Below are 20,258 nucleotides of genomic sequence, written 5' to 3'. Positions count from 1 at the left end.
GCCATGAATCAGGATGCCGTCTTCGCCCGCCGAAAAACGTCCATTACCGTCCATCCTTGCCGGTCCGCTGTTACGCCGCCAGGAAGCCGGACGCCTGGTGCTGTGGCTGGTGGGCTCGCGCCCGCTCAAGCTGATACTGCGTCTGCGTCATGGCGTTGAGAATGCAGCAGATGACTTCAACGACCATTCACTGACCGATCAGCAATGCCAGATCGTCGCGGTAGGTCGCCACGCATTCATTCATCTGATCGACCTGCAACTGGAGGCCGAGCTGCCCCTGGACACCTGGATCGATTACGACCTGTTGGTAGATGGCGAACCGGGCGGTATCGCCGAGTGGGCGCCGCACCTGCTATACGACGGTGCCTTTTATCCGAATTTCGTAGTGCGCAGCAGCATTGATCAGCTCTTGCATGGCTCGTGTCGCAAGCCACATCACAGCGCGGCCGAGGGTCTGCTCTGCGTGGATCGCCTGTTGGCCGACAACCAGGACCCGTTGCAACGCCCTGCGCTGTTGATGATGAGCGGCGATCAGATCTACGCCGACGATGTCGCCGGGCCGATGCTGCGCGCCATTCATGTGCTGATCGAACGGCTGGGGTTGTTCGATGAGCAACTCGACGGTGCTGTTGTCGACGACAGCACCAGCCTTTATGCGCACCCGGCCAGCTATTACCAGCGTGCCGACCTGCTACCCGCCCTGAAAAGCAACGACACGCTGCGTGAGCGGTTCTTTGGTGGCACCAGCAAGCCGGTATTTACCAGCAGCACTGCGGATAACCATTTGGTCACTCTGGCGGAAGTGGTGGCGATGTACCTGCTGGTCTGGTCACCCACGCCCTGGACCCTGATCGAGCCAGGCAAGCCGCATCTGGAAGCCGACGAAGTCGAGCGTTATGCCAGAGAGCAGCAACTGGTCGAGGATTTCACTGCGGGGCTTGAGGGCGTGGCGCGTGCGATGGCTCACCTGCCGTGCATGATGATTTTTGACGACCATGACATCACCGATGATTGGAACCTGTCGGCAAACTGGGAAGAAACCGCGTACGGCCATCCCTTCTCGAAACGCATCATCGGCAATGCCCTGCTCGCCTATCTGCTCTGCCAGGGCTGGGGTAACAATCCCGACGCACTCAACGACCTGGTCCGGCAGGTACATGAACTGAGTGCAGCGGCTGTGCGCAAGGATAACTGGCTGGACAGCACGGCCCAGGACGCGCTGATCGATCAGTTGCTGAAGTTTCAACAGTGGCATTACGTTCTGCCGACCAGCCCGGCGCTGGTGGTACTGGATACGCGCACCCGACGCTGGCGCAGTGAATCGAATTTCAATCACCCGTCCGGCCTGCTGGACTGGGAAGCACTCAGTGAACTGCAACAGGAACTGATCGACCATAAATCGGCGATTATCGTGTCACCTGCCCCCGTGTTCGGCGTCAAGTTGATTGAGGCGATCCAGCGTGTCTTCAGTTGGTGCGGCTACCCGTTGCTGGTCGATGCGGAAAACTGGATGGCGCATCGTGGAGCAGCCAACGTCATTCTGAACATCTTTCGCCATTCCAGAACCCCGGGCAATTACGTGATCCTGTCGGGTGATGTGCATTACTCGTTCGTCTACGAAATCCTGATCCGTCAGCGCAGTGGCGGGCCTCACATCTGGCAAATCACCAGCAGTGGCATCAAGAATGAATTCCCCCGTCGTCTGCTGGACACTTTTGATCGGCTGAATCGCTGGTTATACTCTCCCCGCTCACCTCTTAACTGGTTCACCAAGCGTCGCCTGATGAAGGTTGTTCCGCGCACGCCCGAGCACAGCAAGGCCGGTGAACGCTTATGGAACTCGGCAGGTGTCGGTCAGGTAATGTTCAATGAACAGGGCCAGCCGACCCTGATCAACCAACTCAATGCCAACGGTGACGCGCCTACCTGTTTCGTCGAACCGCAAGATTCCAGAGACGAGCGGTCTGACACAGATTGCGGTTTTCTGGAAAGTAACCGGGAAACAAGGGATAGTCACCGCTAAACTTATCGGCAATTGCCGGGTCGATAGTTGCTACCGGTCAGGTTTGCGGCACACCCTGGCAAGCATTATTTCCTGGAGAGCGCCCCCGTGATAACCAATCAACGCATAGCCAGACTCAACGCCTGGGGCGCGCATGGCTTCACCGCCACCGGCGTCGTCCTTGCGTTCCTGGCTACCATTGCACTATTCAACAACGAACCCAAAGCATGCCTGCTGTGGCTGGGCGCTGCCCTGATCGTGGATGGCGTAGACGGCTCACTGGCTCGCAAAGTCAATACCACGTCGGTACTGCCGCACTTTGATGGCTCGGTGCTGGACCTCGTCATCGACTATCTGACCTACGTGTTCATTCCGGCACTGTTCATCTATCGCTACATACCGGTGCCGGATTACACGTTGCTGCTCAGCGTATCGGTGATTCTGGTGTCGTCGCTGTTCTGCTTCTGCAACGTCGACATGAAAAGCAAGGACAACTATTTTCAGGGCTTTCCCGCAGCATGGAACGTAGTTGCCCTGTGCCTTTACATTCTGTCGCCCGCGCCGTGGCTGACGTTTATCACCATCATCGCCCTGGCATTGCTGACCCTGACGCGCATGAAGTTTCTGCACCCGTTCCGTGTGCGTCGCTTCATGCCGATCAACATCGCAGTCACCACCGTGTGGTTGTTGTCCAGCGCGCTGCTGATCATCAACCACCCACACAACGGTCATGTGGTCATGGGGCTGTGGCTGGCGATGTCGGCGTATTTTCTCGGAATTTGTGTCTGGAGAACGTCGCTGGAGTGGCTGGGCCGGCTTAAAGCCTGACGCCGAGGCCAGAACAAAAAGCTCGCTGATCGCATTGCGCGGTCTGCGAGCTTTTTTATGCGCGCCCTATTTGCTCTCGGCCTGCACCTCGGCAGCAGGCTGGATTTTGCCGAAGTAATGCGTCGTAAAGCAGCACAACCCCAACCCGCCCAAGGCCAGCAGGCCGCCCACAATACCGACATTGGCAACCCCGAGATGGCTGCTGACCACGCTGCCGAGCAGCGCACCGCCACCAATTCCGATATTGAAGATGCCCGAGAACAGCGCCATTGCCACATCGGTCGCATCCGGTGCCAGAGAGAGTACACGCGCTTGCAAGGTCAGCCCGAAGCACATGATCGCCATGCCCCAGATAATGGTCAGCGTGCCGAGCGCTGTCGCATCGCCGGAGAGTGGCAATAGCATGAGCAGGCAAACGGTCAGCGTGCCAATGGCGGTGATCAATAGCCCGTTAGGGAAGCGGTCGCTGAACAGGCTGAAGATGATCGAGCCCATGATTCCTGCACCGCCAAAGACCAGCAGCAGAATCGTGGTCATTTCGCCGCTGAGTCGGGACACAGTCTGGGTGAACGGCTCGATATAGCTGTAGGCGGTGAAATGAGCGGTCACCACAATCGCTGTCAGCAGGTAGATCGCCATTAACCGTGGGCGTTTGAACAGGATCGGCAGGCTGCGCAACGAGCCGGAGTTCTGGCTGGGCAGCAAAGGCAGCGCGCGAGCCAACAGGAAGACTACCAGCGCAGCGATGCCGGCGATGCCCAGAAAGGTAGTCCGCCAGCCCAGGGCCTCACCCAGCACGCGGCCCAGCGGAATACCCAGCACCATCGCCAGCGACGTACCGGTCGCCAGCAGGCCAAGCGCCTGAACCTGCTTGCCGGGCGGTGCGATGCGCACGGCCAGCGACGCCGTGACCGACCAGAACACCGCATGTGCAAAGGCGATACCGACCCGACTCACCAGCAGGATTGCGAAGCTGGGGGAGATTGCGGAGAGTACATGGCTGACCACAAACAGGCCGAACACGAACATCAGCAACTTGCGGCGCTCGATGTTGCGCGTCGCCAGCATCATCGGCAACGACATCAGCGACACAACCCAGGCATAGATCGTAAGCATCAGCCCGACCTGGGCCGGGGTCATCTCGAAGCTCTGGCCGATGTTACTCAGCAGACCGATCGGCACGAACTCGGTGGTATTGAAAATGAAGGCCGCCAAGGCCAGCGCGAATACGCCAAGCCAGCTACCTGCCTGCTCGTTTGGAGGTGAAGTTATCAAGAATCGCAACGCCCTGAAAATGTTCCGACCCGAAGGCCGATCGCCACGCATGAACACGCACGCCTGACACCTGTATGGAACCGCGGCTCGCCCCCACTGAAAAACCAACGCAAAAACGCTCCGCTCGACCTTCTGAATCGGGCGCAGTGTGCAAAGTGGATTATTGTGGATATGGGGAGTGGAGCCAGATGACACGAATTCTACGGACCGCCAGAGTGGATCACAACCCGTACAGTCATGACAGACTTTACAAATGACCGCCGGTCGTCAGCCGTCAAGGAAGCGCTGGCGGTTCTCGGGCGACGGCAACAGACAGTGATCATAGCGCCCGAACAGACGATATCGGTTGAGCGCGATACGGTTGTAGGCCCAGTCCCTTAGAGGGTGTAGACAAAATCATGTAGTGAGTCGGCGCGCGAGTATTCGAGCCTCGGCCAACCAAACCCATGCCTCGCTTACCGCAAAAAGGCGATCATGATGCATGATCAGTCGCCGAGCTCTCTCATTCCAGGCATGAGTTCGCTCCACTACCCATCGCTTGGGCATGACCACAAATCCAGTCTGAACAGGCTCCACGGAAAATAGATCGCCTTGTTCAGAGTGCCATTGCCCTGTTCTTCTGTTATTCGGGCCACGGATCACTTGAACATCGATAGCGTGCAGTTGATGGGTGCGCTGTGCCCATTTTCCTGCGTACGCACTATCAACAAAAAGCGTGCTCAGTGACGGATATTTTTCCTTCGAGTACGCCACCGCATCATCCGCCGCGTCACGATCCTGCACGCTTGCAGCACTGATACTGACAGCCAGCAGCAGGCCCAATGTATCGACAATCAGACTTCGTTTACGCCCCTTCACTTTTTTGCCTGCGTCGTAGCCGCTGTCACCGCCTTGAGGAGAACTGCGGGTCGACTGTGAATCCAGGATCGCTGCTGACGGGCTGTCAGCGCGTTCTTCCCGCTCACGCCATTGAGCTCGCAAGCGATCATGCATTTGCTCGAACTTGCCTTGAGCGCTCCACCGGCGGAACGTTTTGTAGACATTGTCCCAATGAGGAAAATCGCGGGGTAGCATTCGCCATGAGCACCCCGTGCGTACGACATAGCAACAGGCTTCCAGCAACGTGCGCCGAGAGTGAAGCGGTGGCACTCCTCGTCCGCCCTGGCTTTCAAACAGGTCGGCGACCAGTGCCCACTCGGTATCTGTCAAGCAACTCGGATATAGCTGCTCCGGCAGTTGGCGGCGGTGGGTTTCATTGTAGCCATAGGCTTTATTAGGTTCAGGTGACTGAAAACTTCCCTTGGCCCGCTGCTTTACACGCGTAATCCCTGCCATTTTCAACGCTTTTGCAAAGGTGTCGGGATGCGCAGTGATACCGGTTTCGGCGAAGAATACGAGCGCCAATTCGGCCTGGCTGGAATAGGGCTGTGCATGAGCGAGTTTCACCAGCACGGGATAGTGCTCGGCGGCAATCGAGCGAGGACGTCCGGTTTTAGGCATGGCTTGAGGGCTATTCAGACAAGGGAGTGAAAGTTTAATTTATTTTGTCTACACCCTCTTAGAAAGCGTGGAAAAATACCCAGCACTTTCAGCAGCGGCCACGGCGCAGGCAGCAGCCCCATGATGTGCAGAAATGCATCCGAGCGTACGAACACCCGATTGTTAACGATGACTGCGATGGTATGAAAATCGTCGAGCGGCAGCCCGGCCCACTTCAGCAATGCCTGCCCTTGCTCCGACTGTACGGCGGCCAAGCGCAGACGCTGGTGCGGATCATGGCGAATCAGAAACTTCACCACACCATTGCACAGTTTGCAGACGCCATCGAACAGCACGACACATTCATCGGGTTTCAGATACGGGGCGGGGGTAGTCGTCGGCACGGTATTCACCTGTTCAGGAAAAACAGCCCTGGCGCGCCCGGAAACATGAACGCCCCGCCAGTCGAAGGACCGGCGAGGCGTTCAGGCTAAAGCCATTGCCCGACAGAATCAAACCTTGCGGACGAACTCGGACTTCAGCTTCATCGCGCCGATGCCGTCGATCTTGCAATCGATATCGTGGTCGCCATCGACCAGACGGATGTTCTTGACCTTGGTACCGACCTTGACCACCAGCGAAGAGCCTTTGACCCTCAGGTCCTTGATCACGGTAATGGTATCGCCGTCCTGCAGCACATTTCCCGTGGAGTCCTTGATGACTTTCACGTCGTCGGCTGCATCGGCGCCAGCAGCGTCTGCAGACCATTCATGGGCGCATTCCGGGCAGATCAGCAGGCTGCCGTCTTCGTAGGTGTATTCGGAATTGCATTTCGGGCAGGACGGTAAGCTCACAATGGTTCTCGCATCGAGGATGGGTAAAACCATGCATTATAAAGGGCTTTTCCTGTTTCAGGTGGGAAGAGACTGATCTGTCTTCATAAACCGGCTTCAGCCATTGGACAGAAGCGAATACCTGAACTAAAAAATACACCACTCTCTCCTGCGATTCCCTTCTGATCCTTCATCCCCAACGCCTGCGCCCTGCGTTGGCGGTAGCTATTGCAGCGCGCATTTACCGCCTTTCACCACTTCCTGTATCGAGCACACTTCATGGGCATTCCTCATAACCCGGCGCTCGACTATCGACCCGAAATCGATGGCCTGCGCGCGCTCGCGGTGATCCCGGTCATCCTGTATCACGCGGGTTTGCCGTTATTCAGCGGTGGATTCGTGGGGGTCGACATCTTTTTTGTGATCTCTGGCTATCTGATCACCTCGATCATTCTTGCGCAGATGCTCAACGGCAGATTCTCGCTGATCGATTTCTACGAACGGCGCGCCCGACGCATTCTGCCGGCGCTGTTCGTGATGATGCTGGTCTGCCTGCCTGTCGCGTGGTTGACGCTCGATCCGTCTGACCTGAAATACTTCGCCAAAAGCCTGGTGGCGGTGCCGACCTTCTCTTCCAACCTACTGTTCTGGCTGGAAAGCGGCTATTTCGACGCAACCGCTGAACTCAAACCCTTGCTGCACACCTGGACGCTCGCGGTAGAGGAGCAGTACTACCTGTTTTTCCCGCCGCTACTGATGTTGGCCTGGAGCATGGGCCGCAAGTGGCTGATTGTGCTGCTGATCGCAGCTGCCCTGGCAAGCCTGGCGCTGGCGGAGCTGGGGGCGCGTCATAACGCCAGTAACGCTTTTTATCTGCTGCCTGCACGCGCCTGGGAATTGCTGACGGGCTCGTTCATCGCCTTCTACTTTGTCTGGCGCCCGCGTAGCGTTGATAGCGCCAGCCATCTCGATCAGGCGGCGACGCTGTTGGGGATTTTGCTGATTGGTTATGCCGTGGTTTGTTTCGACAGCAGTACAGCCTTCCCTGGCCTCAACGCGCTGCTGCCTGTGCTGGGTGCGGCATTGATCATTGTCTTCGCCAATGGCCAGACCTGGGTCGGCAACGCGCTGAGTTCACGGGTAACGGTCCTGATCGGCATGATCAGTTACAGCGCCTATTTGTGGCATCAGCCCGTCTTTGCCTTCGCTCGTCAGCGCAGCCTGATTGAGCCAGGCCTGCCGTTGATGCTGGCGTTGACCCTGCTCTCGCTGCTGCTGGCCTGGCTGAGCTGGCGCTTCGTCGAGCAGCCCTTTCGCAAGGCCGGTGCATTCAACCGCCGTCAGCTCTTCGCCTCGGCAGGCGTTGCTTCGACGCTATTTGTCGTGCTGGGGCTGGTCGGCTATCTCAATAACGGCTTTAGCCAGCGCTTCGCTGTCGATCCGGCGATGCATTAGGCATTTGTCGACCCGCAGATACGCGAAAAATGCGACCGGAACCTTGATAGCCAAGGCTGGAATGTCGATTTTTGCCTGTTTGGTCTTGCCGACAGCAACGTCGTACCGGAGATGGCTCTGTTTGGTGACAGCCACTCAGAGGCCCTGTTATCGACGTTTGACGCCGCCGCGCGGGATCTGGGCAGAACTGTCGCGCACATAGGTCTGGGCGGTTGCCTGCCCTTGCTCGGCGTGGACATCGCCAAGGGTAACTACTCTGCCGGGGTATGCGAGGCGCTGGCCAATCGCGAGTTTGAATACGTGAAGCAGCGGCAGATCAAAAAGGTCGTGCTAGTGGCACGCTGGACGCTGTACACCGACGGCAATTACGGCGAGCGGAAGATGAGCAAGTATTTCCTGACCTCCCGCACCCACCCGGAAAAAAACCGGGAAACCTCGCGAGCAGTGTTCAGGCAGGCATTTGAAACCACGATAAAGGCCTACCGCGATATCGGCACCGAGGTATTCATCGTCGCGCAGGTGCCGCAGCAATTGATCAATCCCGAGAGCCTCTACTACCGCCTGGCCCGTGATGCCTGGGACAGTGATGCGCAGAAACTGCAGCGGGTCAGTGAATTGTCGGTGCCAGTCGAAAAACATGCTCTGTTGCAACGCTTCACTCGCGAACAGGGCAGCCTGCGGCTGCAAATCGCCCGTTCTTACGATCGCGTAGCAGCAGAAACATCGATTTGAGCTTTGCCATGAGGCCCGTTATTGACCATCATGAAGCCTGCTTACCCACCGCTGCTGCTTCAGATGAGTCCTGCCTACACACCTCGACCGCTCAAAAACCTCTTCACCGCTAACCAGTGCTGGGCACACCTCCTCGAGGAGGGCGGCTTACGCGACATCGAAGTCGAGTCCGTCACCAAAATGCTCGCCTGCGGCACCTCGATACTGGGCGTCAAACACTACACCTGCGGCAACCACAGCTGCCCGCACGTCAAATACCTGTGCAACACCTGCCATTGCCGGGCCTGTCCCTCCTGCGGCAAAAAGGCCACCGACCAGTGGATCACCGTGCAAAACAACCGTCTGCCCGACTGCCCCTGGCAGCATCTGGTGTTCACGCTGCCCGACACGCTATGGCCCCTGTTCTTCTACAACCGCTGGCTGCTCGATGCGCTGTTTCGGCTGGCGGCCGATAACCTGATCTACGCCGCCAAGCGGCGCGGTTTGCGCGTCGGGATTTAAGGGGCGCTGCACACCTATGGCCGGCGGCTCAACTGGCATCCCCACGTCCACCTGTCGGTGACCGCGGGCGGCCTGGATGAGCAGGGCGTCTGGAAAAATCTGTCGTTCCACAAAGAGGCCCTGCGGCGGCGCTGGATGTGGCTGGTGCGCGATTACCTGCTGGGACAGCCGCTTTCGCAACTGACGATGCCGCCGCCGCTGGCCCACATCCTCTGTGAAAGCGACTGGCGCCGTTTGATACTGACCGCTGGTGGCCAGCACTGGCACATCCACTTGTCGAAGAAGACGAAAAACGGCCGAAAGACCGTCAATTACCTGGGCCGCTACCTGAAAAAACCGCCCATCTCGGGCAGTCGTCTGGCGCATTACACCAACGGGGCCACGTTGAGCTTCACCTACCTGGATCACCGCACACAGACCTATCAGCAGGAAACGCTGAGCCAGGCCGACATGCTTTTCCGGGTGGTGCAGCACATCCCGGAAAAGCATTTCCGGATGATCCGGTATTTTGGTTTTCTGGCCAATCGGGTCTGCGGGCAGTACCTGCCAAAGGTCTATGAAGCACTGAAGATGGCGACGCCAGGACCGACACCGAAGCTGTATTTTGTGCAGATGGCCAAAGCCTTTCTAAACGTCGATCCGTTCCGCTGCGTGCTGTGTGGCGCGCGGATGGTATACACGGCGGCAATCAGCGGGCTGACGGTGCAGGGACTGAACCTCAACGCTCAGGCGATTGCGCAGATGAGGTACGTGAAGCCCTGACAGGGCCTAGGTGCGTCCGCACCTAGGCTTCGCGGTGAAATAACCTGCATTAATGCTTGTTGATAGGGATTTTCACTGCATAAGTAACGCATCAGCGTCTTCCTACCCATCGCTTTGAAGGCATGACGCCTCCGTCATAGCGTCAGCCTGATGCATAGGCATTTTGAAATTCCTATGCATGCACGCCAGCCAGGCGAAGCAGATCAGGTTGATCACCCTGGATGAAGCCTTTTGCAAGGACAAGCAATGCCTGATTGGCGATATGAACTCGTACTACAAGGACTTCAATCACCTCAACGCCAAGGGCGCAGGGCTGCTTGCCGGCCAGATCAGCCGAATTCTTGACCAGTGAAAGGGTTTTATCAGGCGGCATTGTCTGTAATGCTGATACCCGCACAGACGCCTGAGGACCATCGCATGACCGCCGCCAGCTTCGCCCCGTTTCAGGATATGGCCAGCCTGCTGATCCCGCATACTCATGCAGAGAAAATCGATGGCGCGCACGACGTATCGCACTTGCTGCGCGTCTGGAAAAACGTCTGCGCCATCCGTGACCGGGAAGGCGGCGATGCCCGCGTACTGATCGCCGCCACGCTGTTACACGACTGTGTTTCGGTCGAGAAAGACTCACCGTTTCGCTCCAGTGCTTCGCGACTGGCGGCAGCACGGGCCCGCGAATTGCTTACCGAGATGGGCTGGGACGAAGAAAGTATCGCTGCGGTTGCCCATGCTATCGAAGCGCACAGTTTTTCGGCGGCGATAACTCCGTTGACGCTGGAAGCCCGAATTCTGCAGGACGCCGACCGCCTGGATTCTCTGGGCATGATCGGCGTGGCTCGAACCTTTTACGTATCAGGGCGGATGGGCAGACAGCTTTACGAACCGAACGACCCGCATGCCAGCCAGCGCCCGTATGACGACAGGAACTTCGCCGCCGACCATTTTCATACCAAGCTGCTGCACCTCGCCGACAGCTTTCAAACCGACACCGGGACACAGATGGCGAAGATCAGGCACGACCGGCTGAAGCGTTTTCTGGATGAACTGATGGAGGAAATCGGCGCGCCTCAGCCATGATGGGTTACCTGTTTCCGATATAAACATCAGATGTCATAAAGACATCACACAACTGCCCTATAAACGGCTCTCCGAGAAGGTCTGCGTGTGTATAGGGGTTGTGTGCCGTGAAAAGATTTATGCCTCGTTTCCTGCGTCGGCAATCCACAACGCCAACACTATTGCGCCGCTTCAGGATTACCCTGCGCCTGGTGATCTGTTTCGGCATCACTTCCCTGCTGATGGTCGCGCTGGGGGCTTTCTGCCTGCTGCAGATGCAGGAGATCCGCAATCAGGGCGAAGCTGTCGAGAGCGGCGCACTGCCCAGTATCGCCATGGCCGATGCCATCGCCATCGGCCTGGTCAAACTGCGCAGCGAGACCACCCGGCTGATCGCCAATGCCGACGATCCGGGTGCGGTCATCAACAGCAAGATCAATGTCGAACAGCTCAAGAACGAAGTCGAGAAAGGTTTCTCGGAATACCTTGCGCGCGTTCAATCGGGCACTGAACATGACTCTATCGTCGCCTTGCAGGATGCCTATAAGGCGTTCATGCCCGGCTTGCAGGATCAGATCGCGTTGATCGAGCAGAACAAGCTGGACGAGGCCCGAATTCTGGCCAATACCATGCTCGCGCTGCAAGGCGACCTGATGGACATGCAGGTGCAGTTGCTGCGCGAGCTGAACAAACAGAGCGCTGCCGCCGCCGTAGAGTCAGCAGGCACCCGCTACGAGCAGGCACGAATCATTGCGCTGAGCGTCATCGCCGTCGTGTTGGCTCTGACCCTGCTGCTGGCCTGGCGTTTGAGCGTCAGCATCATTCACCCGGTCCGCCAGGCTTTGCACATTGCCAGCACCATCGCCGATGGTGATCTGACAGAGCACCGGATACCGGATGGCAAGGACGAGACCGCGCAGCTGCTGATCACCCTGGGGCGCATGCGCACCAACCTGCACGGCACGATTGATCAGATCTACGCAGCGGCAACGCAGCTTTCGCAGTCGGTTCAGGAGATGGGCACCATTGCCGAAGCCAGTGCGCTCAATCTGCAATTGCAGAACAACGAAATCGAGCAGGCCGCAGTCGCCGTCAACCAGATGAGTCAGGCGGCCATCGAAGTAGCAGGCAATGCCAGCAGCACCGTGACCGAATCACAGGCGTCGACCCGGGCGGCAGCGCAAGGACAGGAAAAACTGTCGGCGACGATTCTTTCGATCAAGCAACTGACTGAAAACGTACTGGACTCCTCGCATCAGGCTGAAGGACTGGCCGAGCGCACGCAGAGCATCAGCAGCATCCTCGATGTGATTCGCGCGATCGCCAACCAGACCAACCTGCTGGCCCTGAACGCCGCCATTGAGGCAGCCCGGGCGGGCGAAGCCGGGCGCGGATTTGCCGTGGTAGCTGACGAGGTTCGTTCACTGGCGCAACGCACCAGCGCCTCGACAGCAGAAATCGAAGGGCTGATCAGCGGCGTGCAGCAAAGCACTCAGCAAACGGCCAGCTCGTTGCGCCAAACGGCAACGCAAGCCAGCCTGACGCTTGAGCAAGCTGCATCAACCGGCGAAGCATTGACCGTGATCATCCATTCAACGGGCACCATCAACGACCGCAACCTGCTGATTGCCAGTGCCGCAGAACAGCAAGCCCAGGTTGCGACTGAAGTAGACCGCAACCTGAGCAGTATCCGCGACCTGTCGAGCCAGACAGCGTCAGGCGCGCAGCAGACCACCGTGGCGAGCAATTCGCTGTCGATGCTGGCGGCTGATCTGAACCTGATGGTGCAGCGCTTCGTGCTGTGATGACCTGCCTGTCGCCAACCAGCCGTCGCAAAAACAGACTGGCTGGCGATGCTGCAGCCTGAGGGCGGCTGTCAGTCCTGCGGACGCAGACGGTACTGCGGCGGCAACTGCTCGAAGCCGCTGATGGTTACGTCGAGGCTCTTCCAGCGACCGTCCTTGATGCCGTAGATGCAGCCATGCACAGACAGGCTCTGCCCACGGTGCCAGGCGTTCTGCACAATGCTGGTGTGACCGACGTTGGCCACTTGCTGAATCACGTTCAGCTCGCATAGACGGTCGACACGTTCTTCCTCGGTCGGCAGCTTGGCCAGCACTTCACGGTTTTCGTAATACAAATCACGAATCGTGCGCAGCCAGCCGTCGATCAGGCCAAACTGGCGGTCCTGCATGGACGCGCGTACACCGCCGCAACCATAGTGGCCCGTCACCAGAATGTGTTTGACCTTCAACACGTCCACTGCGTACTGGATCACCGACAGGCAGTTGAGGTCGGTGTGCAACACAACGTTGGCCACGTTGCGATGGACGAACAGATCGCCGGGCAGCATGCCGACGATCTCGTTGGCCGGGACACGTGCATCCGAACAACCGATCCACAGGAACTCAGGTGTTTGCTGGCGGGCCAGCTTGGCGAAAAACTCTGGGTCTTCCTGCTTTATCGCATCGGCCCAGCGTGCATTGTTATCAATCAGGTCTTGTAGCTCGTTCATGCTTTGACGCCTCGATAATGATGCCCAGCCTTGGACTGGAGTCGAATCCTTCAAGTCACGCCTATTTGCCACTACTGACAAAATTCACCAAAGCTCGTCGGTCAACAAAAAGGAATCTTCAAAGTCATGGCCGGTCCATTTTTTACGACCACCTGAAATGAGGATTTCCCATGAACGATTCACGCCGTCCGTTCTGTGCTACCGAACCGGAACCCATCGACGATAACGAAGACCGTATGGGCTCCATGGAAACACTCGACTTCAATGAAGATGAGACCGCCCGTATCGGTGATCTTATTCCTGAAGACGAACTGCAACATGAAATTCCGGATCAGCGTGTGCGTGAGACAGGCCTGACCGGTGCCTCGACTGACGATCACCATTCGACCGATGACGATTTGTCTCCGGAAACCCTGATCCGCGAAGACGGTGCCCGTTCACCGAATGAGCAGGGCGAAGACGATCCTGCCGACCTGGACCTGACGGTAGTCGATAAAGATGACATCGGTGGTGGCAACGGTCTGGACGAGGAGGAACTGGCAATCATCGACCCGCTGGACGGTAACACCCAGCGCTGACAGCCTGCACTATTCGAAAAGCGTACAGGCCATGACCACAGCGTCTTCGCGGCCGCCGACCGCCGGGTAGTAATCGCGACGCCGGCCTATCTCGTTGAAACCGTAGTTTTCATACAGACGATAGGCTGGACGGTTACTGTCACGCAGCTCCAGAAAGCATTCCCGCGCGTTTAGCTGATAAGCGCGCTTCATCAGATGATCCAGCAGCAGCAAGCCAAGACCACGGCCCTGATTTTCAGGTTTGACGGTGATATTGAGTAGATGCGCTTCATCGATGATGACCTGAATCACACCGTGCCCGACCTGCTGCGCCCCTTCGAACATCAGCCAGATCTCGTAGGACTTGAGGCCATCGAGAAAGATGCCGCGTGTCCAGGGATGGCTGAACGCTGCGTATTCGATTTTCAGTACCGCATCCATGTCGGCTTCGGTCATGGGGCGGAAGGTTACGGCATCACTCATCGATCGATTTCCAGCGCGTCATCAGCCGACGCATGGCTTTCCAGACATCGGCCTTGCGCTCAGGCTCGTCCATCATTAATTCGAGACCCGGCAACGCCCAGGCAGTACCCAGACCTTCGATCTGCAATTCGCGGTTATAGGATTCGGCGTCGGCTTCACCGGCGAACTTCATCGACGGCAAACCGATCAGCCACAGGCACGCACAGGGTTCGTCCTCAAGCCGGGCACCGACAAAGCCTTGCACGAAGTCGCGCGCCGCTTCCGGGCCCTGATCCATCTGGCCGCGCACCAGCAACGGCCAGCGCACCGGTTCGCCGATAATCTGCGGGCTGTCGGGCAGACCGGCAGCGCGCAGCATGTCCTTGAGCAGCAGGTAGGACGGATCGCGGTTCTGAAACGGCTGGCCGGTGGTCAGCTCTACCAGCAGCATGCAACGCCCGGCACGCAGCAATTGCAGGGCAAAACGCGGTGGCGGCACAACCGCGGCCTTGGGCGGCGCAGGCGCGGCCTCTTCGACCGGGGCAACTGTGCGCGTGCTGGCCAGTGACGGACGCGGCACCTCGACCTTCGGGCGCTCGGGCTGCCGGGTGATCGGCACAACGTTCGCAGCTTCGACCGGCGCAGCATGCGCAGATGGCGCGGCAGCAGGCGCAATGTTCTGCACCTCGACCGGCGGCGGTAACGGCGCAAGCAGCTCCGGACGCGAGGGCGCAGCGAATGGCAGTTCTGTGCGCGGCAGCCAGTTGACCACCTGCATGGCGGTCAAATAAGCGCGGCGACGGGACTCGTTGAGCAAGGGTCAGCCACCTGTGGATAAGTTAAGCGCGCAATTCTAGCGTTGTTCGCCTTTTTGCGCTGCAGCATATCGCCCGCAGGTGAAATATCAGGCGACTGATGCAGTACAATTGCCGCTTTTCACTTGCCAACAGTCGGCCTAACGATGATCGAACCCAAGCGCGTCCTGCGCGCCCTTGCCGAGCACTGGGCGCTACTCGAGCCCTTATGCGAACACTTCGACCAGGGTACGTTGAGCCTGAGCGAGCTGCGCCTGCAATTGGGCGCTCAGCAGCAGGATAGCACCCCGCAAGACATCACCAACCTGCTGGACGTGTGGATTCGTCTGGACATTCTGGTGCCCGTCGCGAAAAGTCCGAACCGCTTTGAGCTCAACGCACAGATCCATGACTTCCTGTCCTACCTGCGCCGCGAGCACCGGCTGGGCCTGTGCCTGGAAATCGAGGCTTATCTGCGCCATCTGGAGCGCCTGGCCGGTTACATCCAGGACGCGTTCGATATTCGCGATGCCAATGATCTGGCCAGGCAGCTGCGACTGCTGGACATGCGGGTGCGCGACGTTCTCAAGAAGCTTGCCAACGACGAACAGGCACTGGTCGCGGTCGCCGACCGGGCCAAGACCAGCAACCGGCAGATCCCTTTGCGCCAGCGGTATGCAGAAGTTCTGGCCACCTGGGACGAATACGTCGAGCCGATGATTCAACTGGTCAATGCCGACGGTGCTTTCGAACAGGGTGTGCGCAAGGTCGAGAATGTGCTGCTGCGCCTGTTGACCGAGCAACAACGCCTCGGTCATCTGGTCGACGACGACATGCTGCTGCGCACCCATGCGCGCATTCTGGAGATGCAGACCAGCGCTCAGTTGACCTTGCGCCATGCACGCGAGCTGCTGTTGCCGCTGCGCGAGGAGGCACGTCGCCATAATGCCGTGACTCGTGGCGCGGCACTGGCCTTGTCGGCGATTCGGCGCAAGGGCCTGGACGCAGTGCCACAGGCTGCCATGCCATTGTTTACCCGCCCGCAAAGTACCTTTCTGGGCAGCGCGAGCCAGGTCGAGGCTTACGTCTATGCCTTGGCGCGCTTTGAACCCAAGCCTGCGAAATTCCCCAAGGCCAGTGGTACACGCAAGGGCGAACCACCCCGCGCGCCACGTACGGTCAAGGAAATGCTCGAGCGCTGCGAAAGCGCCCTGCCGATGCCTGACCTGATGGTCTGGTTGCTGGAGCAGGAACCAACCGGCGAAACCGACGAGCTGTTGTACTGGTTCTCGCGGTTGTCGCGGGACAAGCGCTTCGCCCGTGAACGCCTCGAGCGTCGCGAATATTTCACCCGGGAGCACCGCGTCAGCCTGCGCTCCTTTGCCCTGCTCGCCGCAAAAGACGAGCAGCCAGAGCATTCCGAGAGCCCTGTTCATGCATCTTGATCTATCCGAAATGTCCCAGCTCGCGCCGATCTTTCGCGAGCTGTTCAAGGGCTATCACATCAGCCGCCGTGACCCGGAGCTGTATGCCCAACTCTCCAACTGCCAGGACCAGTACCGCGCGCTGTTCAAGGCATTGGGCTACGAACTGATCTGCGACACCCGCGGTTTCTACTATTTCGTGCCTGAACTGGCCGCCGCGCAGGTCAACAAGACCGCTCAGCGTCTGGCGCTGTTCACCTTCATCCTCGTCGAGCATCTGGCCGATCAGGGCCGTGACCCGATGGCCGTGCTGGATGGCGGCAGTCTGGGCCGTGACGAACTGCCTTCGATGCTGGAAAAGTACCGGGACCTGTTTCTTCAGGCGGAAGTGCAGACCCAGGAAGAGCTTGAAGAGAAGATCATGCGCCGCATGACGCAACTGGGTTTTGCCAGTGAAGAGGTCGCTATCTACCGCTTCCTGCCGCCGATGCACCGTTTTCTCGATGTATGCCTGTCGGTGCAACAGGACCGCGATCTGGCGGCCAGCCTGCATAGCGCCCTGCCACTGCCAACGCCTGTGCTCATCGATGACGACAGCGACGAGAAGCTGCTGGAAACCGATGACCCGCTGGACCTGGCTGAATTCGGTGAAGAAACCGAGGAAGAGGCACTTGCCCGGGCAATCGCCGATGAGCAACAACAGGAGATGGACACATGAGCCAGGAACGTTATGGCATCCGCCGCTTTGCCCTGTTGAACACCGCCGGTTACAGCCTCGGCCTGTTCCCGCTGGAAAACCCGCTGTCGGTGTATGGCGCGAACAACCTGGGCAAGAGCGCCTCGATCAACGCCCTGCAATTCCCGATTCTGGCACGCATGTCGGACATGAGCTTCGGCAAGTACAGCCTTGAGCAGTCCCGGCGCTTCTACTTTGCCACCGACACCAGTTACATTCTGGTGGAAGTCTCCCTGCCCCACGGCCCGCATGTGATTGGCGTGGTAGGCCGCGGCCCGGGTGGCGGTTTCGGCCACCAGTTCTTTGCCTATGCCGGCGAGCTGGACCTGGGTCATTACCAGAAGAACGACAACTGCCTGCGTCAGAAAGAGCTGTTCAGCAACCTGGAAAGCCAGGGCCTGAAAGCCTACGAACTCAAGCCGGACGAGTTGCGCCGCCTGCTGGTCGGCGGTCATACCTCGATCCCGCTGGACCTGACCCTGATCCCGCTACGCTCCACCAGCGAGCAGAGCCTGAAGACTTTCCGCGCGCTTTTCATCAACCTGCTGCACATGCGTGAAATCACGGCAGCCAAACTCAAGCAGCTGTTTCTCGATGCGTTCGAGCACAGCCTGCGTTCGGGCAGCGTCGACTACATCGCCGCCTGTGAAGAAGCTTTCCGCGACGTGCGGCGCATGGAACAGGATTACAACTCGCTGGTACTGGCTGGCCCGCTGGTCGAGGCACTGGCTGCCGGGGTCAAACAGCGTGATCTGTTGCGCGGCAAACTGCATCGTCTGTCGCCGATCCTTGATTCACTGCTTGGCACTTGGTCGGACTACTCTGGCGCGCGCAAGGAAGAACTGGTCGCTCAGGCCGAGCATTACCGTGCTCAGCAGGATGAGATGCAGAACGATCAGCGCAGCAGCACTCAGGAACTGATGCGTCTGGAGCGCGAGATCAGCAGCATCCAGCGCTGGGTCGGAGAGCTGTCGGTGCTGAAGAATCGTTTCGCGCTGGTCGATGACGTCAAGGTGCTGGAGCAGCAACTGCTTGCAGCCAAGGATGCTCACGATGAGCTGGCCGGTGCGCTGGCCCAGTCCCGGCAGTTCAGCGCCGAAGACCTGGACGAGCGTCTGCGCGACCTGGAGAAACGCCTCAAGTCGGTCAAGCAACAGCTCGACCACGCGGACAACAACAGTTACGCCCGTCTGCGTGAAGAGTTCTCCCAGCCGGACGTAGAACGCCTGATGCGCCTGTTCAACAGCGCGCTGTTCAGCCTGCCACTGGGTGAGCAAGGTATTGCGCTGGACGACGGCGACGCGTGGGTCAAATCGCTGGAGACCATTCTGGATGGCTTCAAGGGCGATCAATTCGCCGTACCCGGGCTGACCATCAACCTGTCGAGTATCGAGCCTCCTGCCCTGCAGGCGCTGGCCGATCGTGCTGCGCTACGCGATCAGAAAGAGCGTTTGGAAAAAGAGCTCAAGCAACTGAAAACCCAGCAGGCTGTGGCCGCCGACCGTTCGGCGAGCAAGACCCAGACCGAATCGCTGTACCAGCAGGTGCTGGATGCGCAAAAGGCACTTGAAGACTTCCGCCGTTGCCAGACCTTGAGCGCAGAGGAGTCCGGCAAGCTGGAAGAGCTGGCGCAGATGGAAGCCGCTCAGGATGAACTGAAGCGCTCCAGTGATGCGTTCACTGAGCGCGTCCAGCAGCTCTCGGCCAAGCTGCAACTGATCGCCCGTCAGATTGGTGACATGGAATCCAAGCAACGCACGCTGGACGACGCGCTACATCGCCGCCAGTTGTTGCCTGCGGATCTGCCGTTCGGCACGCCGTTCATGGACCCGATTGATGATTCCATGGATAACCTGTTGCCACTGCTCAACGATTATCAGGACAGCTGGCAAGGTCTGTTGCGCAGCGATGGGCAGATCGAAGCGCTGTATGCCCAGGTTCGCCTCAAGGGCGTGGCCAAATTCGACAGCGAGGACGACATGGAGCGTCGCCTGCAACTGCTGATCAATGCCTACGCACACCGTACCGATGAGGCACTTACGCTGGGCAAGGCTCGTCGCGCTGCGGTTACTGACATCGCCCGCACCCTGCGCAATATTCGTAGCGACTACGATAGCCTTGAGCATCAACTGGCGCTGTTCAACCGCGAGATCAACAAGCGTCAAGTCTCTAACCTGGCAAGCTTCCGTATCGTGCTCGCGCCGAACAAGGAAGCACTCAAGCACATCGATCAGATTATCCACAGCGCCGGGCAATATGAAGAAGGCGAGACACTATCAGTCTTCGACCTGAGCCAGAGCGCCGAGCAGGACAACAAGAACGAAGAGGCCAAGGAATATCTGGCGCGACTTGTGGCTGCCAATCATAACCAGCTGGGCTTGAAGGACTTGTTCGAACTGGCATTCGAGATCACCAAGGTCAATGGTCAGCCGGTTATCCACACCGATATCGACGGCGCAGCTTCCAACGGCACGACGATGACCATCAAGGCATTGACCAACATGTACCTGTTGCTGCACTTGATGGATCGGGATCAGGCTGGTCGGGTGCGCTTGCCTTATTACCTGGACGAAGCAGCAGACATCGATGAGAAGAACCAGGCTGCGCTGCTGGAAACGAGCCTGCAACTGGGCTTCGTTCCGATTCTGGCAAGTGTGAAGCCACAGGTCTCCGCCCATGTGGCAATCGACCTGGAAGGCGGCAGCGGGCCTAACGGGATATACATCGATGAGGCTGACTGGAAATACATTCAGCGTCGCGATGAAGTGAAGCCAGCGGTTCCAGAGCTGGCTTCGTAAGGGTCGTTAGCTGTAGTCAGAAGGCCGCATGAGAATGCGGCCTTTTTTA

At 58.6% G+C, this 20,258-nt stretch carries 15 protein-coding genes and 5 pseudogenes; 12 read left to right on the top strand and 8 right to left on the bottom strand.

The window, feature by feature from the left end:
• The first annotated feature begins 13 nt into the window (after positions 1–13).
• Both FFH21_RS04635 and pcsA read left to right on the top strand, forming a co-directional pair.
• On the top strand, positions 14–2,023 hold the full coding sequence (locus FFH21_RS04635) for an alkaline phosphatase D family protein (RefSeq protein ID WP_011167776.1): 2,010 nt from the start codon (positions 14–16) through the stop codon (positions 2,021–2,023).
• 87 nt (positions 2,024–2,110) lie between these two features.
• Positions 2,111–2,830 (top strand): phosphatidylcholine synthase, encoded by a 720-nt coding sequence (pcsA, locus tag FFH21_RS04630; protein ID WP_011167775.1) that lies wholly within the window; start codon positions 2,111–2,113, stop codon positions 2,828–2,830.
• A 66-nt stretch (positions 2,831–2,896) separates the two neighbouring features.
• Here pcsA and FFH21_RS04625 read toward each other — a convergent pair whose 3' ends face one another.
• From FFH21_RS04625 to FFH21_RS04605, 5 genes and pseudogenes are all read right to left on the bottom strand, one after another.
• Positions 2,897–4,105 (bottom strand): sugar transporter, encoded by a 1,209-nt coding sequence (locus tag FFH21_RS04625; protein WP_041924731.1) that lies wholly within the window; start codon positions 4,103–4,105, stop codon positions 2,897–2,899.
• Positions 4,106–4,372: 267 nt separating this feature from the next.
• Positions 4,373–4,486 (bottom strand): annotated as a pseudogene (locus FFH21_RS30445) (thiol-disulfide oxidoreductase); the annotation flags it as partial.
• Between the two features lie 15 nt (positions 4,487–4,501).
• Entirely contained in the window at positions 4,502–5,605 is a 1,104-nt protein-coding gene (locus FFH21_RS04615) for an IS5-like element ISPsy19 family transposase (protein WP_004663854.1), read from the bottom strand.
• A gap of 14 nt (positions 5,606–5,619) precedes the next feature.
• A complete protein-coding gene (locus tag FFH21_RS04610; RefSeq protein WP_011167773.1) occupies positions 5,620–5,988 on the bottom strand; it encodes a DUF393 domain-containing protein in 369 nt (122 codons plus the stop codon).
• 108 nt (positions 5,989–6,096) lie between these two features.
• On the bottom strand, positions 6,097–6,441 hold the full coding sequence (locus FFH21_RS04605) for a zinc ribbon domain-containing protein YjdM (protein ID WP_041924730.1): 345 nt from the start codon (positions 6,439–6,441) through the stop codon (positions 6,097–6,099).
• A gap of 255 nt (positions 6,442–6,696) precedes the next feature.
• Here FFH21_RS04605 and FFH21_RS30820 point away from each other — a divergent pair.
• The 6 genes and pseudogenes from FFH21_RS30820 to FFH21_RS30965 all read left to right on the top strand — a co-directional run.
• A pseudogene (locus FFH21_RS30820) lies at positions 6,697–8,538 on the top strand (acyltransferase family protein); the annotation flags it as partial.
• A gap of 96 nt (positions 8,539–8,634) precedes the next feature.
• Positions 8,635–9,867, top strand: a pseudogene (locus FFH21_RS04590) (IS91-like element IS801 family transposase).
• Positions 9,868–10,039: 172 nt separating this feature from the next.
• Positions 10,040–10,219: pseudogene (locus FFH21_RS29890) on the top strand (SGNH hydrolase domain-containing protein); the annotation flags it as partial.
• Positions 10,220–10,284: 65 nt separating this feature from the next.
• The gene (locus FFH21_RS04580; RefSeq protein WP_011167768.1) at positions 10,285–10,944 is read left to right on the top strand and encodes an HD domain-containing protein; all 660 of its coding nucleotides are present in this window, start codon (positions 10,285–10,287) and stop codon (positions 10,942–10,944) included.
• A gap of 119 nt (positions 10,945–11,063) precedes the next feature.
• Positions 11,064–11,870, top strand: a pseudogene (locus FFH21_RS30970) (MCP four helix bundle domain-containing protein); the annotation flags it as partial.
• Positions 11,865–12,728 carry a methyl-accepting chemotaxis protein gene (locus FFH21_RS30965; protein WP_371217768.1) on the top strand — a complete coding sequence of 288 codons (864 nt, stop codon included), beginning with the start codon at positions 11,865–11,867 and terminating at the stop codon, positions 12,726–12,728. The pseudogene FFH21_RS30970 and the gene FFH21_RS30965, both read left to right, overlap by 6 nt.
• Before the next feature lie 71 nt (positions 12,729–12,799).
• On the opposite strand, the gene can is transcribed toward FFH21_RS30965, so the two are convergent.
• Entirely contained in the window at positions 12,800–13,438 is a 639-nt protein-coding gene (gene can, locus FFH21_RS04570; protein WP_002552086.1) for a carbonate dehydratase, read from the bottom strand.
• 170 nt (positions 13,439–13,608) lie between these two features.
• On the opposite strand from can, the gene FFH21_RS04565 reads away from it, so the two are divergent.
• Complete coding sequence (locus tag FFH21_RS04565) at positions 13,609–14,016, top strand: hypothetical protein (protein WP_011167766.1); 408 nt, start codon at positions 13,609–13,611, stop codon at positions 14,014–14,016.
• A gap of 9 nt (positions 14,017–14,025) precedes the next feature.
• Here the strand turns inward: FFH21_RS04565 and rimI are convergent, their stop codons facing one another.
• Complete coding sequence (gene rimI, locus FFH21_RS04560) at positions 14,026–14,478, bottom strand: ribosomal protein S18-alanine N-acetyltransferase (protein WP_002552084.1); 453 nt, start codon at positions 14,476–14,478, stop codon at positions 14,026–14,028.
• Positions 14,471–15,274 carry a hypothetical protein gene (locus FFH21_RS04555; RefSeq protein WP_011167765.1) on the bottom strand — a complete coding sequence of 268 codons (804 nt, stop codon included), beginning with the start codon at positions 15,272–15,274 and terminating at the stop codon, positions 14,471–14,473. The genes rimI and FFH21_RS04555 overlap by 8 nt, the downstream gene beginning before the upstream one ends.
• A 144-nt stretch (positions 15,275–15,418) precedes the next feature.
• Here FFH21_RS04555 and mksB point away from each other — a divergent pair, with 144 nt between their 5' ends.
• From mksB to mksF, 3 genes are read left to right on the top strand one after another with little or no spacing between them, the layout of a single operon-like run.
• Positions 15,419–16,696: an Mks condensin complex protein MksB gene (gene mksB / locus FFH21_RS04550; RefSeq protein WP_004661079.1), complete on the top strand. Its 1,278-nt coding sequence runs from the start codon at positions 15,419–15,421 to the stop codon at positions 16,694–16,696.
• Positions 16,686–17,393, top strand: a complete 708-nt coding sequence (mksE, locus tag FFH21_RS04545) for an Mks condensin complex protein MksE (protein WP_011167764.1) — start codon at positions 16,686–16,688, stop codon at positions 17,391–17,393. Before mksB ends, mksE begins: the two co-directional genes overlap by 11 nt.
• On the top strand, positions 17,390–20,209 hold the full coding sequence (mksF, locus tag FFH21_RS04540) for an Mks condensin complex protein MksF (RefSeq protein ID WP_011167763.1): 2,820 nt from the start codon (positions 17,390–17,392) through the stop codon (positions 20,207–20,209). Before mksE ends, mksF begins: the two co-directional genes overlap by 4 nt.
• Positions 20,210–20,258 lie beyond the last annotated feature (49 nt).

Origin of the sequence: Pseudomonas sp. KBS0707, assembly GCF_005937945.2 — a bacterium.
Lineage (GTDB): Bacteria > Pseudomonadota > Gammaproteobacteria > Pseudomonadales > Pseudomonadaceae > Aquipseudomonas > Aquipseudomonas amygdali.
The sequence above is the reverse complement of the archived record's forward strand: the minus strand, read 5'-3'. Positions and strand labels throughout refer to the sequence as shown.